The sequence below is a fragment of the Rhodothermales bacterium genome (assembly GCA_039944855.1).
Classification (GTDB): Bacteria; Bacteroidota; Rhodothermia; order Rhodothermales; family JANQRZ01; genus JBBSMX01.
This window is the reverse complement of record JBDUXZ010000003.1, coordinates 113,091-128,787: the sequence shown is the minus strand read 5'-3', so window position 1 is coordinate 128,787 and position 15,697 is coordinate 113,091. Positions and strand designations below refer to the sequence as shown.

The 15,697-nt window shown below is 69.8% G+C and carries 11 protein-coding genes; 7 read left to right on the top strand and 4 right to left on the bottom strand.

Going from position 1 to position 15,697, the window contains the following annotated elements; all coding sequences use genetic code 11:
- Positions 1-31: 31 nt before the first annotated feature.
- The 5 genes from ABJF88_01785 to ABJF88_01765 all read left to right on the top strand — a co-directional run bounded on the left by ABJF88_01785 (position 32) and on the right by ABJF88_01765 (position 4,390).
- Positions 32-1,402 carry an efflux RND transporter periplasmic adaptor subunit gene (locus ABJF88_01785; protein MEP0545641.1) on the top strand — a complete coding sequence of 457 codons (1,371 nt, stop codon included), beginning with the start codon at positions 32-34 and terminating at the stop codon, positions 1,400-1,402.
- 28 nt (positions 1,403-1,430) lie between these two features.
- On the top strand, positions 1,431-2,171 hold the full coding sequence (locus ABJF88_01780; GenBank protein ID MEP0545640.1) for an ABC transporter ATP-binding protein: 741 nt from the start codon (positions 1,431-1,433) through the stop codon (positions 2,169-2,171).
- Between the two features lie 88 nt (positions 2,172-2,259).
- On the top strand, positions 2,260-2,865 hold the full coding sequence (locus ABJF88_01775) for a hypothetical protein (protein MEP0545639.1): 606 nt from the start codon (positions 2,260-2,262) through the stop codon (positions 2,863-2,865).
- Positions 2,866-3,045: 180 nt separating this feature from the next.
- Positions 3,046-3,681 (top strand): MarC family protein, encoded by a 636-nt coding sequence (locus ABJF88_01770; GenBank protein MEP0545638.1) that lies wholly within the window; start codon positions 3,046-3,048, stop codon positions 3,679-3,681.
- An 88-nt stretch (positions 3,682-3,769) separates the two neighbouring features.
- Positions 3,770-4,390, top strand: coding sequence for a hypothetical protein (locus ABJF88_01765; GenBank protein MEP0545637.1), 621 nt, complete (start codon positions 3,770-3,772; stop codon positions 4,388-4,390).
- Here ABJF88_01765 and ABJF88_01760 read toward each other — a convergent pair.
- Entirely contained in the window at positions 4,387-5,133 is a 747-nt protein-coding gene (locus tag ABJF88_01760; protein MEP0545636.1) for a nucleotidyltransferase family protein, read from the bottom strand. The genes ABJF88_01765 and ABJF88_01760 overlap by 4 nt on opposite strands.
- A gap of 88 nt (positions 5,134-5,221) precedes the next feature.
- Here ABJF88_01760 and ABJF88_01755 point away from each other — a divergent pair, with 88 nt between their 5' ends.
- Positions 5,222-6,868: a glycosyltransferase family 4 protein gene (locus ABJF88_01755; GenBank protein MEP0545635.1), complete on the top strand. Its 1,647-nt coding sequence runs from the start codon at positions 5,222-5,224 to the stop codon at positions 6,866-6,868.
- A gap of 23 nt (positions 6,869-6,891) precedes the next feature.
- Here ABJF88_01755 and ABJF88_01750 read toward each other — a convergent pair whose 3' ends face one another.
- The 3 genes from ABJF88_01750 to ABJF88_01740 all read right to left on the bottom strand — a co-directional run bounded on the left by ABJF88_01750 (position 6,892) and on the right by ABJF88_01740 (position 11,162).
- Positions 6,892-7,764 carry an SDR family oxidoreductase gene (locus tag ABJF88_01750; GenBank protein ID MEP0545634.1) on the bottom strand — a complete coding sequence of 291 codons (873 nt, stop codon included), beginning with the start codon at positions 7,762-7,764 and terminating at the stop codon, positions 6,892-6,894.
- A gap of 258 nt (positions 7,765-8,022) precedes the next feature.
- On the bottom strand, positions 8,023-10,602 hold the full coding sequence (locus ABJF88_01745; protein MEP0545633.1) for a serine/threonine-protein kinase: 2,580 nt from the start codon (positions 10,600-10,602) through the stop codon (positions 8,023-8,025).
- On the bottom strand, positions 10,599-11,162 hold the full coding sequence (locus ABJF88_01740; GenBank protein MEP0545632.1) for a sigma-70 family RNA polymerase sigma factor: 564 nt from the start codon (positions 11,160-11,162) through the stop codon (positions 10,599-10,601). Before ABJF88_01740 ends, ABJF88_01745 begins: the two co-directional genes overlap by 4 nt.
- Positions 11,163-11,325: 163 nt before the next feature.
- On the opposite strand from ABJF88_01740, the gene ABJF88_01735 reads away from it, so the two are divergent.
- On the top strand, positions 11,326-15,438 hold the full coding sequence (locus tag ABJF88_01735) for a T9SS type A sorting domain-containing protein (GenBank protein ID MEP0545631.1): 4,113 nt from the start codon (positions 11,326-11,328) through the stop codon (positions 15,436-15,438).
- The last annotated feature ends 259 nt before the right edge of the window (positions 15,439-15,697 follow it).

Genomic DNA, 15,697 nt, shown 5'->3' with positions numbered 1-15,697 from the left:
CCGCCGGGGCGTCTCTACCTGACCGAAACCCATGACTACTCCTGCTAAAAAGAACAACACGAAGCGCATCCTCATCGGCCTCGGCGGGGCGCTCGTCGTCCTCGTCGTCGTCCTCGTGATCCTCGGTGGCGGAGGCGACGAGGAAGGCATCGCCGTCGAGACCTCGCTCGTCGAAGTCCGCGCGGTCACGCAGACGGTCACGGCGTCGGGCAAGATCCGGCCTGAGCTCGAGGTCAAGATCTCGTCGGACGTGTCGGGCGAGATCGTCTTCCTCGAACTCGAAGAGGGCGACCGCGTGGAGCAGGGTCAGCTCCTCGTCCAGATCCAGCCGGACTTCTACGCCGCCCAGCGCGAGCAGGCCCAGGCCGGCCTCCTCCAGGCCCAGGCCGACGCCTCGCGTGCCGAGGCCGAGATGGTCCGCGCGCAGGACGACCTCGCACGGAAGGAGATGCTCGCCGAGCGCGGCGTGATCGCGCAGATGGAGCTGGAGGCGGCGCAGACGCAGTTCAAGGTGGCGCAGGCCAGCTTCGAGGCGGCGCAGTACCGCGCCCGCAGCTCCCGCGCCTCGCTCAGCCAGGCCAGCGACCAGCTCCGCAAGACCTCGATCTACGCCCCTATCGGCGGGACCGTCTCGCAGCTCAACGTCGAGCCCGGCGAGCGCGTCGTGGGCACGAGCCAGATGAGCGGGACCGAGATCCTCCGCATCGCCGAGCTCGACCGGATGGAGCTCGAAGTCGACATCAACGAGAACGACATCGTCAACGTCGCCATCGGGGACTCCGCGCGCATCGACGTCGATGCGTACCCGCAGGAGCCGTTCCGCGGCGTCGTAACGCAGATCGCCAACTCGGCCCGCGTGTCGGGCGCGGGGACGCAGGAGGAGGTCACCAACTTCCCCGTCAAGATCCAGGTCCGTGGCTCGTACGACCCCCTCGCCGTGCCCGTGCAGACGGCCCAGGCCGACGACCTCCAAGAGGCCCCGCCGACCGCCCGCACGCTCCGCCCCGGCATGAGCGGCACCGTGGACATCTTCACCGAGACCGTCCCCAACACCGTCGTCGTCCCGATCCAGGCCGTCACCGTCCGCGACTTCAACAAGCTTCACGACGACGAGGAGGGCGATGAGGAAGCGGAGAGCGACGACGAGAACGCCGCCCCGGCCGCCCCGCTCGACGAGGACCTCCGCCGCGTCGTCTTCCTGATGCAGGACGGCAAAGCGAAGATGGTCGAGGTCGAGACCGGGATCTCCGACGACACGCACATCGCCGTGACGCGCGGGCTGACCGGCGGCGAGACCGTCATCGTCGGGCCGTTCCGCACGCTCCGCACCGAGCTCGAGCCCGACGACGCCGTCCGCGTCGAAGAAGAAGAGGGCGAAGGGCGTGGTCCCTCGCGCTCGTAACAACCTCTACGCCCTCAACCCGCAACCGATGTCGCCCGACGACCCCATCATCCGCATCACCGACGTCTGGAAAACCTACCAGATGGGCGTCGAGAAGGTCCACGCCCTGCGCGGGCTCTCTGTCGAGGTGCACCCGAACGAGTACGTCGCCATCATGGGCCCTTCGGGCTCGGGCAAGTCGACGCTGATGAACATCGTCGGCTGCCTCGACATCCCGACGACGGGGAGCTACGTCCTCAACAATCGCGACGTCTCGACGCTCTCCGACGACGCGCTCGCCGCCGTGCGCAACCGCGAGATCGGGTTCGTCTTCCAGACGTTCAACCTGCTCCCGCGCGTGAACTGCCTGCAGAACGTGGAGCTCCCGCTGATCTACTCCGGAATGGGCAAGCGTGAGCGGCGCGAGCGCGCCGCCGAAGCCCTCGTCAGCGTCGGCCTCGGCGACCGGATGACGCACCGGCCGAACGAGCTCTCCGGCGGGCAGCGCCAGCGCGTCGCCGTGGCGCGCGCCCTCGTCAACCGCCCCGCCATCCTCCTCGCCGACGAGCCCACGGGCAACCTCGACTCGACGACGAGCGAGGAGATCATGCGGCTCTTCGAGGTGCTCTACCGACGCGGCAACACGCTCCTCGTGGTGACGCACGAGGAGGACATCGCCGAGCACGCCCGCCGCATCGTCCGCCTCCGCGACGGCAACATCGAGCGCGACGAGCGCGTGGCCCACCCAACGCTGGCCGGGCTCGACGTCGACGCGCTGGAAGCGGCGTAAGGGGCTGGCCTCCACTCATGGTTTTGTGACGTAAAGATTTGCGGTTATTATGCGGCGTCCACGGTCTCCGAACAGCGTGTATGGCGCTATGCATCACGGCAAGCTCGGCCTCCTCGCCTTTCTGATCCTCTCCGCTTGTGACACCTCCGTCTCGACGCCGGATACGGTCTTCGTCGAGCCCGAGATAGAAGTGACAGCCCCGTACGCGCTCGACCTGGACAGCGACGGAGCGGACGACCTCGCGCTCGGAGGTGGGCTCGTCTGCACGAGGGATGTGCCGGTAAGCTCCTGTGCATCCAGCCTCGTACTCCGTGTGGCGGAGGGAGCCGCTACCCTCTACGCCGAGAGCGGTCTAGCCGATGGACTTGAACCCGGCACGGAGGTAGGACCCTATCCCGACATCCGCGAAATTCCATCCGGAACCGAGGATCCTCGCCCATTCTGGTCGCGATACGATAGGAGCCTTGCCAGCATCCACCGCGACATGATAAGAGGCACGAGCCAGCCAGTCAGTGAGGCGATCGAAGCCTACTACGGTATCCGCGTCGGGAGCGGCGAAGAGGTGCGGTACGGCTGGGTCAAGTTGAGCGCCAGGGCAGTGCCGGACGGGGAGGGCCTTCGTTTCGCAGCCGTCGTCCACGCTTACGCGCTGGGCATTCCCAATGAGATCGTCCGCGTTGGGGAGCGCCCGTGATTCACAGCGATTGTGAGGCGGCAGCGCAGGCGGAATGAAGGTTTGGCGAGCCGTATCGATTCTGGAACAGTCGGACGATAGGGTCGAATAAGCCCTTCAGAAGGACGGATCGGCACTGTTGCCGCTTCCGCCCTTCTGTCGTTTTAGGCCTCCCGTTTTTCCACCCTCGCGCTCTCCGCTGTGTTCAGTCCTGCTGCTTTCGTCGCCGCGTTCCTGCCCCTCTTCGTCGCCCTCAACATCCCCGGCGTGCTCCCGCTCTACATCGGGATGACCGAGTCGATGGAGGCGAAGGCGCGGCGCGCGCTCCTGCTTCGGGCGATGACCGTTGCCGTCGTCCTCGCCCTCCTCATGCTGTTCGCGGGCGAGATCATCTTCCGCACGCTCGGCATCACGGTCCACGACCTCCGCGTCGGCGGCGGGCTGATCCTCCTCGTCCTCTCGATCACCGACCTCGTCTTCGGCGACATGAAGAAGCGGCGCGGCGGCAACGGCGATACGGCGCACGACGTCGATGCAGACGATGCGCACGAGCTGGCCGTCGTACCGCTCGGCATCCCGCTCATCATCGGCCCGGCCGCGATCACGACGATCCTCGTGACGCAGGGGCAGTTCGGCCTCGTGCTGACGCTCGGCTCGATCCTCGTCAACATGGCGCTCGTCTACACCGCCTTCGCCTTCGGGCCACGCCTGCTGGCGCGGTTCGGCGCGGGCTTCTCGAAAGCCGTCGCGAAGGTGGCGAGCCTGTTCCTCGCGGCGATTGCCGTGGCCATGATCCGCGCCGGGATCGTCGGGATGCTCGCGCAGCTCACGTCGTGAGTGTGGACGTGTGGACGTGAGCTGGGGAAGGTACCGACTGGTACATTCTGACCACTGACCACTGACCACTGACCACTGACCGTTGCCCATGTACCCCACCGCCGAAGTCCGCTGGTTCGCCGAAGGCCCGCTGCCCGAAGCGGTGGAAGCGTGGTTCCACGCGGCGGCGGGCGAGCGGCCGTGGGAGGCGCGGACGGATCGCTACGTCCGCCCTGCGTCGCCGGACGGGCTCGGCGTGAAGGCGCGCTCGGGCTACCTCGAAGTGAAGCGGCTGGCCGAGGTCGTCGGCGAGGAGGAACTCCACGACGGCGTGACGGGCCGCGTCGAGTGCTGGCGGAAGTGGAGCTTCCCGCTCGGCGCCGGGGCTACGCTCCGCGATGTCACCGGCGATTGGGTGGCCGTGGCAAAGCGGCGACGGAAGGGGACGTTCGCAGTGCGCAACGGCACCGTCGAGATCGTACAGCGGGAGGAGCAAGCGGGGCAGGGCTGCTCGCTCGAAATCGCCGAGGTAGAGGCCGATGGGCAGACGTGGTGGAGCGTCGGCTTCGAGGCGTTCGGCACCTACGATCAGGCCGCGCTCGTGGAGTACCTCCGCCGCGCCGCTGCCCACGTCTTCGCCGCCGCCGACCCGCCCGCGCTCCCCGCCGCGCAGGCGATGAGCTACCCGGCATGGCTGTGCGCGCTCTCGAAGGACGGAAAACAGGTTTAGCGCTTTCCCTCCGCCTCCCACGCGGTGACGAGGCGGCCGGCCTCTTCGAGCCGCTCGTGCGTGCCGACGTCGTGGCAGGTGTGGCCGCCCTCGAACGCGGCGATCACGCGGCCGTGCTTGGCAGCACGGAGGTACGAGTCCATCACGGAGAACTTCTCGCCGTCCTCGGCGCAGAGCATATCCACCATCTCGCGCGAGACCACGTGGACGCCGCAGAAGTCGTAGCGCCGGGTCGTGCCCTGCCGATCACGCATCAACTTCTCCTCGCCGTCAATCGCGTAGCCGGCGAGGCCGCCGTCGTCGAAGACGAGGTAGCGGCCCGATTCGGCGGGCGTCACGGCGAGCGTGGCGAGCGGGCTGCGGTCGTCGGCGACGTGCGCGGCGTAGAGCGCGCGGAGGTCGACGCTCGTGAGGATGTCGGCGTTGTGGACGAGGACGGGCGCGTCGTCGGGGAGGAGGGGCGCGGCCTTTTTGATCCCGCCGCCGGTTTCGAGCGGGCCGTCCGGCTCGTCGGAGATCTGCACGTCCACGCCGAACCCGTCGTTGGCCTCGATGAAGTCGGCGACCTGCTCGCCGAGGTAGGAGACGTTGACGACGAGGCGCGTCGCCCCGGCGTCGAGGCAGCGGCGGACGACGCGCTCGAGCATCGGCACATTTGCGACGGGGACGAGCGCTTTCGGCGTGTCGTTCGTGAGGGGGCGGAGACGGGTGCCGAGACCCGCCGCGAGGATCATCGCGACCATAGAGGGGAGGGGTGATTGGAGAGGAGCAGGGATCAGAGGGTACGCGGCGCGTGTTGGCTTGTGCCCTTCCCGCCAACTTCCCCTCGCAATGTCCCACGCGCTCGGCATCGTCCACGGCTACGGCTTCTCCGGCGCCGGCAGCAACCTCTGGACGCGCAGCATCGTCCGCGCCCTCTGCCACCTCGGCCACACCGTCCACGTCGTCTGTCAGGAGAGCCGCCCGGAGCACTACGACTTCGTCGCGTCCGCGGTGAAATACGACGCCGATGGCGAGCCCGAGACCCTCTTCGAGCGCGAGACGCCGGTCCCCGGCCGCTGCGTCGTCCACCGCCCCGACCTCGCCGTGTTGCCGACCTACGTCCGGCCCCGCACGAACTCGACGTACGTCCGCTCGATCCTCGACCTCGACGATGCGGCGATCGAGGAGTACGTCGAGCGGAACGCGCGCGTGCTGACGCAAGTGGCCGAGCACGTCACCGGGTTCTGCGTCAACCACGTCGTGCTCTCGTCCCTCGCCGTGCAGCGGGCGAAGGAGCGAACGGGCGTGCCGTTCGCCGTCCTCCCGCACGGGAGCGCCATCGAGTACATCGTCAAAAAGGACGAGCGGATGCACGCCGCCGCGAGCGCGGCCCTCGCCGCTGCCGACCGCGTGTTCGCGCTCAATGGCGAGATGGAAGGTCGCTTCCGCGACGTCTTCAGCAACGTCCCTGGCCTCGACGCGAAGGTCGGTCGCCTGCCCGTAGGCGTGGACACCGATCAGTTCGACGTGGCACCGCGCGACGAACGCGACGAGCGAATCGAGGCGCTCCTCGGCTTCGTCGCCGACGAGAAACGTGGGCGAACGGCCGCGCAGCAGCAGGCCCTCCGCGACGCGCTCCGCGACGATCTCGCCGACGCCGACCTCCGCACCGCGCTCGACGCGAGCGCCGACTACGTCAGTTCCGCCCCCGACGCCGACCTCGAAACGAAGCTCCGCGCCGTCGACTGGGACGACGCGGCGGTCGTGCTCTACGTCGGACGGCTCATCACCGAGAAAGGGTTTCCGGCCGTCGTTGTCGCCTTCTCCGAAATCCTCGCACGGCGACCGGACGCGCGGCTCGTCGTGGCCGGCACGGGCGGGCTGCGCGATGCGATGGAGGCGTTCGTGTGGGCCGCGTCGCAGGGCTACCGGCGGCTCGCGCGGCGGATCGTCGAACTCGGCACCGCGCTGCAGGGCGAGGCCGAGCCCGAGCCGCTCCCGCTCGCCGCGCCCTACTTCGACCGGCTCGAAGCGGCGGGCGAACTCGACGCCTACTTCGACCGGGCCGAGCGCCACCTCCGCCCTGAGCACGTCGTCTTCACCGGCTTCCTCGACCACGCGCCGCTCGGCAAGCTCTACGCCGTCGCGGACGTGGGCGTCTTCCCGTCGGTCGTGCGCGAGGCGTCGCCGCTCGTGATCCCCGAGGCCGCCGCCTCCGGCACGCTTCCCGTCGGCACCGACTACGGCGGGATGGGCGACAGCCTCCGCATCCTCGGCGAGGCCCTCCCCGCCGAGGCACGCGCCCTGCTCACCGTCCGCCACGACGCCGAGCACACCGTCGCCGACATCATCGACCGGGTGTCCGACGCCCTCGCCGAGCCCGGCCGCTACGCCGCCGATCTCCGCGAAGCCGCCGTCGCGCGCTACGACTGGCGCGCCATCGCCGACGACCTCGCCGACACCCTCGCCGCGCTCCCGACCGCCGCCGTGCGGTAGTCTTCGGGAGCGCGGCAAGCGCGTTACGGCGTGGGCGCGTCGGCCGGGTCGGAGGCGCGCTGGAAGCGGAGCTTGAGGACGCCCTCGGGCTGCTGCCGGATCGCGTCCGGGACCTGCTTGCCCGGCATCCCGTGGACGATCGTCGTCGCGCCGTCGACGAGCCAGAGCGCGCCGGTGACGTAGCTCGCCTCGTCGCTCGCGAGGAAGGCGTAGACGTTCGCCACCTCTTCCGTCGTCGCCCGCCGCCCGAACGCCGTCGACATCACGACGGTCTCCTCGGCGTCCTCGTCCATCGGGCCGGACTCGGCGTGCGTCCACGACGTGTCGATGGGACCGGGGCAGACGCAGTTGGCGCGGACGCCGTACTTCCCCTGCTCGCCCGCGACGCCCTTCATGAGCGCGTGGATATACGCCTTCGTCGGGCCGTACGGCGTGAACCGGGGCGAGCCATTCCACCCCGCCTCGGACCCGGCCGAGACGATGTTGCCGCGCGTCTTCTGTAGCTCGGGAAGGGCGGCGCGCGTCATGTGGAACGCCGTGTAAATGTTGTTGTGGACGAGCTTTTCGAACGCGTCGATGGGATAGTCCTGCAGCTCGGCCAGCTTCGGCAGCACGCCCGCGTTGTTGACGAGCACGTCGAGCTTGCCGAACGCATCGACGGCGGCTTTGACGCACGCCTCGGCCGTTTCCTGATTGCCGACGTCGCCCGCGAACACGGCGACTTCGACGTCGGGGTACTGCTCGCGGATGTCGTCGGCGACCTCGTCGAGCGGATCGTCGGGGAGGCCGTTGAGGAGGACGTTCGCGCCTTCGAGCGCGAATTTGTGGGCGATGGCTTCGCCGATGCCGGCACCGGCGCCGGTAACGATCGCGGACTTTCCTTCGAGGCGTTTCATGGGGGATAGGGCTGGCTGAGATGAGAAGGGGCGCAGCGTAATGGCTGCGCCCCGAGAGAGGTGAGGAGAAGGCGCGGCCGTCGCAGAAGGGGCGGGAAGACGGCCGCAGAAGGGAGTCGTTTGATAGGTGAGCGACTTCCTGGGTTCCCGAATCGGGAAGGCTTAACGCTGACGCTACAGTCCCACCCCAGCGGCTCCGCGTGATCCGGTCAGCAGTGCAGTCTGGCTACGATGCGGCCTGGCTACGATGCGGCCTGGCTACGATCCCGGTGTCCGTGCGGCGCGGAACGCGGCGAGGCGGGCGGCGGCCTCGGGTGCCCGCTCGTCGTTCTCCTGCTGGCGGAGCACATCGCGGCCGGCGACGAGCAAGGACTCAGCCTCGGCGCGCTGGCCTACTCGGCCGAGCACCTCGCCGAGACGGCTGGCGATGTCGGCGCGGTCGGGGTGATCCGGGGCCAGGCTCTGCGACCGGATGGCGAACGCGCGGCGCAGGACAGGCTCGGCCTCCGCGTAGCGCTCCTGCGCCGCGAGCAGCTTGCCGAGCGCGAGTTGGCTGTAGCCCATCGCCGGGTGATCTTCGGGACCCGTCTTGCGGAAGATGGCGATAGCGCGGCGGATGCCGGCCTCGGCCTCGGCCGTCTCGCCTTGCAGTTCCTGCGCCTGCGATGCCTTGAGGAGGGCCGCGGCGTAGGTCTGGGTCTCGGTCCCGACGGTGCGCGCGTAAATGTCCATCGCCTCACGTGCGGCGGCCTCGGCCTCGGCGTAGCGGCCGACTTTAATGAGCGTCGGTCCGTGGTTGCTGAGCGCGTTCGCGAGGTCCGGACTGTCCGGGTCGACGGTCTGACGGAAGAGGGCGATCGCCTCCTCGTTCATCCGCACGGCGTCGTCGTAGCGCCGCAGGCTGTGATACCCGCTGGCGAGATTTCGGAGCGCCATCGCGATGCGGGCGTTCGTCGGCTCGTAGACCCGGCGGTAGACCTCCAGCTCGCGCTCCATGTAGACGAGGGCTTCGTCGTCACGTCCGAGTTCGTGGAGCACGACGGCGACGTTGCCGTACGCGGCAGCGATCTCGATCTCGTCCGGCTCGTCGGTTCGTTCCGAGATGACGGCGGATTCGAGGTGGGCGTCGAGCGCGCCCTGCTGGTCCCCCTGCCAGTAGCGGACGCCGCCAAGGCTGGACAGCACGGTGGCGAGGAGGGCATCCTCATCCCGGAACGTGCGCGCCGAGGCGAGCGCGAGCGTGAGGATCGAGTCGGCTGGTTCGAGGCGGTCCTGCTGCACCCAGACGAAGCCCAGCTCGTTCTGCACGCGCACCACGTCGGGGTGGCGCGGGCCGTAGAGGCGCTCCCGGAGCGCGAGCGCGCGGACGTGCTGGGCCTCGGCCTCGTCGTAGAGCCCGAGTTGGTAGTACGTCTCGCCGAGCGTGAAACGCATCGCGGCCTCCACATCGGGCTGGCCGGCGAATACCGAATCCAGGTCGGCAGCGGCCCGGTCCAGCAGGCTCACCACGCGCACCTCGCGGCCCTCGACGGTTGGATCGGCCGATTCGAGAAGCCCGATGAGGAAGCCGTTCATGGCGATAGCCTTGGCCGCCTCGGCGCGGGCCGCCTGCGCCTGCCAGAGGGCGACCCCGGTCCCGGTTATGAGCGCAGCGACCACGAGCGCGACGGAGGCCGAGGCCACGCGGTGCCGTCGCAGAAATCGGCTGGCGCGGTAGCGCACCGTCGCGGGCCGGGCCTCGACGGGCAGCCCGCCGAGGTAGCGGCGGAGGTCGGCGGCGAAGTCGGCCGCTGTCGGGTAGCGGCGAGCGGGCTCCTTGGCGAGCGCCTTGCTTACGATCGTGTCGAGGTCGCCACGCAGCGCCCGCGCTCGCTCGGCTGGGGCCGACACGGAGGGCAGTGCTGGAGGGGCCTCGCAGATCACCCGCTCCGTCTGCGAAGCGCTGAGCCCGTCCACGGTGTAGGGGCGGGTTCCGGCGAGCACCTCGTAGAGCACGATGCCGAGGGCGTAGACGTCGGTGGCGGTCGTGATCGGCTGGCCGAGGAGTTGTTCGGGCGAGGCGTAGGAGGGTGTCAGCGGCCCCGAGGAGCCCGTCCGCGTCAGCCCGTCGTCCTCTTCGGAGAGCAGCTTGGCGATCCCGAAGTCGAGCAGCTTCACGCGCGGTCCGCCCTCGGCGTCTTCCACGAGGATGTGCGGCGGCTTGAGGTCGCGGTGGACGATGAGGTGGAAATGCGCGTGCGCGACGGCATCGCAGGTCTGGAGGAAGAGGCCGAGCCTCTCGCGGAGATTCAGCCCGTGCGTTTCGGCGTAGGCCGTGATGGGCTCACCGTTGACGATCTCCATCGCGAGGTACGGTGCGCCGTCGGAGGCGAGGCCGCCGTCGAGGAGGCGGGCAATGCCGGGGTGGTCGAGGCCGGCGAGAAGGGCACGCTCGCGGAGGAAGCGCAGTCGGAAATCGGGAGCGAAGCCGGGGTGGACGAGCTTGAGCGCGGCGTGCTGCGTGAAGCTCTCGTCGTCGCGCTCGGCGCGGTAGACGGTGCCCATCCCGCCGCGCCCGAGCAGCCCCGTCACCCGCCACACGCCGACGCGCTGGCCGAGGAGGGGACTCGGTTCGTCGTCGGCCGCGTCGCTGAACGAACTGGCGGGCCGGGCGAACACGGGTGCGTCGAGCGGCCCGGGCATGTCGTCCGCGTGGTGCGCGAGCATGGCCTCGACCTCGTGCCGGATCTCCGGGTCGTCACAGGCTTCGGCGAGCCATGTAGTGCGCTCGTCGGGAGCCCGTTCGAGCGCATCGGAGAAGAGGGCCGTGACGCGGGCGTAGCGTTCGGTGGGGGTCATGCGGCTTCCGACAGGTTGTGATGGAGCCAGGCACGCGCGACGGCCCAGTCGCGCTTGACGGTTGCCGGGGAGAGGTCGAGCACGTCCGCCGCCTCGGGGATCGTCAGCCCGACGAAGTAGCGAAGCTCCACGATCTCGGCCTGCCGCGCGTCGAGGGCGGTGAGCCGGGTCAGGGCCTCGTCGAGGGCGAGGAGATGTTCGGTGCGCTGCGGCGGGACGAAGAACTCCTCGTCGAGCGAGAGCGGGCGCTGGCCGCCGCCGCGCTTCTGCCGTCGCTGGGCACGCGCGTGGTCGACGAGCACGCTGCGCATGATCCGCGCGGCGACCCGGAAGAAGTGGTGTCGGTTGGCAAACGAACCGCCTGAGCGTGCCAGCTTCTCATAAGCCTCGTGGACGAGGGCCGTCGTGTTCAGCGTCTCGCTCGGGCGGCGACGCATGCGCTGGCGGTGAGCAAGCGCACGCAGCTCCTCGTAGAGGATGGGGACGAGGCGGTTGAGGGCGTCGGGGTCGCCCTCGTGCGCTCGCGCCAGCAGGCGCGTGATGTCGTTCGGGTCATCCATGCGGAGGAGGGCGCGAGCAGAGGTGTCTAAGGTATGAGAGGTTAAGCCTCTGGCCGCCGTGGAACAACAGGTCTGCGAGGTGCCGGCGTCAACGTGAGCCGCTTCGCGAGAAAATATCGATGGGAGGGTAGCCCGCTCCCTTGTCACCTTCCTCGCTGATGCTATGACCTCCCTGCTCCCTCTCCGTCCGTTCGCGTTCGTGCTTCTCGCCGCGCTGCCGCTCCTCGGCGGTCCTGCACTCGCCCAGACTTGCACGCGGACGTGGGCCGCGCCCGTCGACGGCTCCTGGTCCGAAGCCGCCAACTGGACTCCGGCCGAAGTCCCGACCTCGGGTGACGTGGCCTGCATCGACGTCGCCGGCACGTACACCGTCTCCATCGGCGATTTCGTGTCGGTCGCCGCGGGGACGCTCGTCCTCGGCGGCGCGAGCGGAATTCAGACGCTGACCTCGCGGGGATTCATCGGCATCGAGTCGGCGGCGATCCGGCCGAACGGCCGGCTGATGCTCCTCGACATCACGCCCGGCGGCGAGGACGGCCTCTACGCGACCGGCACGGTCCTCGTCGAGGGCGAGGCGACGGTCCCCGCCGGCGTCTCGTTTCTGCGGACGGGCGGCACACTCGACGTGGCGCCGTCCGGCACGCTGCGCGTGGTCGGGAACGGTGCGTCTCCCGGAGGCGCGACGGCGCTGTTCCGCATCCGCGGCACGCTCGAAGCGACCGGCTGCCCGCTCACGTCGCAAGCAGGCAACTGCTCGGTGGGCGCGCCCTTCGAACTCCTCGGTGGGACCGTGCGCGCCGCAGAGGGCGTCTTCTTCCTCAGCGGCGGCGGCACCATGCAAGGCGCCAGTCTCGACGCGAGTGCCACGGGGACGCTGGTGTTCACGAACAGTCAGATCACCGCCGAGGGCGTGATTCAGGGCAGCCCGCAGGGGACGGTCGGGATCAGCGGCGTCAACCTGCTCGCCGGGCCGGCCGGCGCCACGCTCGCCGTGAACGGGACCGGCTTCCAGATGGTCGGCACGTCGTTCCTGCGGAGCGGGGGCGGCTCGTTCACCAACACCGGCCTGCTGCTCAAGGCGGCGACGGGCAGCAACTTCTCGGGTCTCGCCGAGGTGATCGTCCGCAACGAAGGCGTCGTCGAGATCCCGTCGAGCCTGGGGCTTTACGCCGGCAGCGTGCTCCGCAACGAGCCCGGCGGCATCGTCCGCGCGACGGGCGCTGGAAGCCTCGCGGGCGACGGCAACGGGACGGGCCGGTTCGAGAACGCGGGCCTGTTCGTGCTCGACGCGCCGGGCCAGTCGTTCACCTTCAACGACGGCGGGTTCGGCCGCAACTCCGGGCCGTACAGCCGGCCCGGCTCCGAGATGCGCGTGCTGGCGGGCAGGCTCGACCTCGCGGGTCCCGGTTCGCGCAACCTGCCCGATGGCACGACGCTGACCGGGATGGGGGCGCTCGGCATCTTCGGCACGTTCCAGCCCGAGGGCACCGTCAGCCCCGGCACCGACGCGCAGCCGCTCGCGCGTCTCGCGCACGGGTCGTACTTCTACCCGTCGCAGGTGGCAGGCAGCCCGCGCCTCGTGATCGACGTGGACGCCGGAGGGCGGAGCGACACGCTCGACGTGTCGTTCGCGCCGGGCGGCAGCGGCGCGCGTCTCGCCGGGGCGCTCGTGGTGCGCGTGCGGCCGGGTTACGTGCCCGCCGTCGGCGACGCATTCACCATCATCCGCACCGAAGGCACCGTGACAGGCCAGTTTGCACAGATCCTCGTGGATGGCGCGCCAGAGGGCATCGCGTTTGTGACGGAGATCGAAAGCCCGCCAGCGGGCCAGATCGTTCGCCTGCGCGCCGTGGCCGTCGCGCCCGGCGGGCCCATCACGGTCTCGACGACGACGCCTGTCGGCGGGGCCGTGCGGCCGATCTTCCTGACCGGTCCCGGCGCGCCGGGCGTCAGCGCCGCGCGTTTGGAATGCACCGAGTGCCTCGATCCGACTGCCTTCGGGACGATCCCGGCGCAGATCGTCGGCACCGGGACGCTCAAGGAGGCGCGCTTCGATCTGACGAGCCCGCGTGCGTACGGATTCTACGATCTCGTGATCTCGCGGCCCGGTCTCGATGACGAGGTCGTGCCCGTCACCGTCCGGCCCTACCTCGCCTTCGTCTTCGCCGAGAGCGGCATCGCACGAGGCGCGCGCGTCCGGCCGCCGGGCCTGGGCTATAACTACTCGGCCCTCCAAATGGAGCTTCGCACGAATACCGACGAGCCGGCCTTCCACGCGCCGCGCGTCGTCCGTACCGAGCCCGAGTTGTTCGCGCTTTCGCTCGCTGGCCCCAACCCGTTCTTCGACGGCGTGGTCTACTACGAGAGCGTCAACGCGACCGACCCCGAGCGCGCGCCGCTCACGTTCGGCCGGCTCACACGCGGTGCCATGACCCCGCTCACGTTCGGTCTTCGGATCGACCCCGAGGACATCCTGTTCCCTGAGCAGATGCCGACCGGTCCCGACGACCCTCGTATCCCGTTCGGCACGCCCCGTCTCGTCGCGGCGGCTGGAGCCCAGCACCTCTCGTCAGCCCGCACGGCGGCCGTCATCGGCGTGGCGCTCCGCACCTCGGCCAACCAGACACTGACCGACTACATCGCCGCCGTCGACGCCGCGGATGCCGCAGCGGTCGCGATCGCCACGCGCGATGCGATCCAGTTCGGCATCCGCAACTACTACGCCGCGCCGGCCGACCTGCTCGTGCCCGTGATCGCGGCGCTCTCGGCGACCGTCGCGCCGCCGCCCGGCCTGCCGGCCTCGGCCGCGGAGGCCTTCGACCTCGCCTTGGAAAGCGCCATCGACGACGTGGCATTCGACATCGAGGTCGCGCTCATCGAACCGGGGGGCGCTGTGGGCGCACTCGTTCAGGACGAGATCGCCGCACTCTTCCCCGAAGGAACTGGGCTCGACGACGGCTTCCCGGATGTCATCGGCACGGAGGACGACGCGCTGCGGACTGACTTCACGGCGCTTGAGCGATTGTTCTGTTTTCTCGGGTTCGGGGATGCGATCCGGGCCATCAAAGGGATCCCCGGCGGCAAGCCCGGCGGCGGCGGCGGCGGCGCGTGCGAGCCTCCTGCGGCTCCGGCGGATCCCAACGACAAGTTCGCCGAGACGAACCTGACGTGCGAGTTCGGTACGGTCATCGTCGATGGTGAGGAGCAGACCCGGTGCGTCCGCTACTACGTCCCGCTCGATGCCGCCGACGATCCGCTCTTCTACACCGTCACGTTCGAGAACATTGCTGGGGCCACGGCGAACGCCGAGTTCGTCACCATCACCGACGAGATCGACCCGAACCTCAACCTCGCCACGCTCGCCATCGAGGGCACCTCGTCGGACTCGACGTTCAGCTACAGCGTCTCCGGCCGGACCATCACGTTCCGCTTCGTCGGGATCGACCTGCCGCCCAACGTGACGCCGCCCGAGGGCGAGGGCTTCGTCAAGTTCTCCCTCGTCCCGAACGCCGGGCTCGAGGAGGGCACCGAGATCCGCAACGATGCCGAGATCGTGTTCGACTTCAACCCGCCCATCGCCACACCCGAAGTGCTCCACGAGATCCGGCAGACGGCCGATCTCGCCGCGCTCGTCACCGCCCCGGATTTCTTGGAGATCGGCTCGGCGGTCACCTTCGTCGCCACCGCCGCCAACCTTCGCGGCGACGTGGCGAGCGAGGCGACGCTCACGATCATGCCGCCGAACGCCCCGCTCGTCTCGGTCACGCCGACGGCGGGGGAGTGCACGGGCACGGCGCCCATCGTCTGTGCCCTCGGCGACCTGCCGCCGGGCGAGATCGTTTCGGTTGAGGTGGTTGTGGCGCCCGACGGCGAGGGGGAGCTGACGCTGAGCGCCGCCGGGACGACGACAGCGTTCGACGGATTCGAGTCCAACAACGCGGATGCCGCGGTGGTCGACATCGTGCCGGTCGGGAATGAGGACGAGGACTCAGCCTTCCCGCGCGAGGTGACGCTGGCGCAGCCGTATCCGAACCCCTCGCGCGGCGAGGCCACGTTCCGCTGGGGCCTGCCCGAGGCGGGCCGCGTCACGGTTCAGGTCTACGACCTCCTCGGCCGAGAGGTCGCGCGGCTGGCCGACGGAGCCGTCACCGAGCCCGGCTGGCACGAGGTGCGCTGGCGCGGGGCCGTGGCAAGCGGCGTGTACGTCGTCCGGATGAAGGCCGAGGCCGGGCGGCAGACCGTCGTCCGCACGCGGCGGATCGTCGTCGTGCGCTGACAGACCGTCGTCAGCGCGCGGGCCGAAACTTACCCGGACTTCACCGCGCGGGCCGCCCCGAGACGGAACGGGGGCGGCCCGCGCCCGGTTGGAGTTCGGCTAGGTTCGGTAACCCTGCGCGGCCTGCGCATGGAGTCTGGCGGCCCCCGCTTCGTTGCGCTCGTCGCCCGATGCTTCGGCATCTGGGTCCTCGCGCGCCTCGCCGGGACCACCCACTCCACATGCTCGGCACCGCTCGGAGCTACCGGACTCAGCCAGG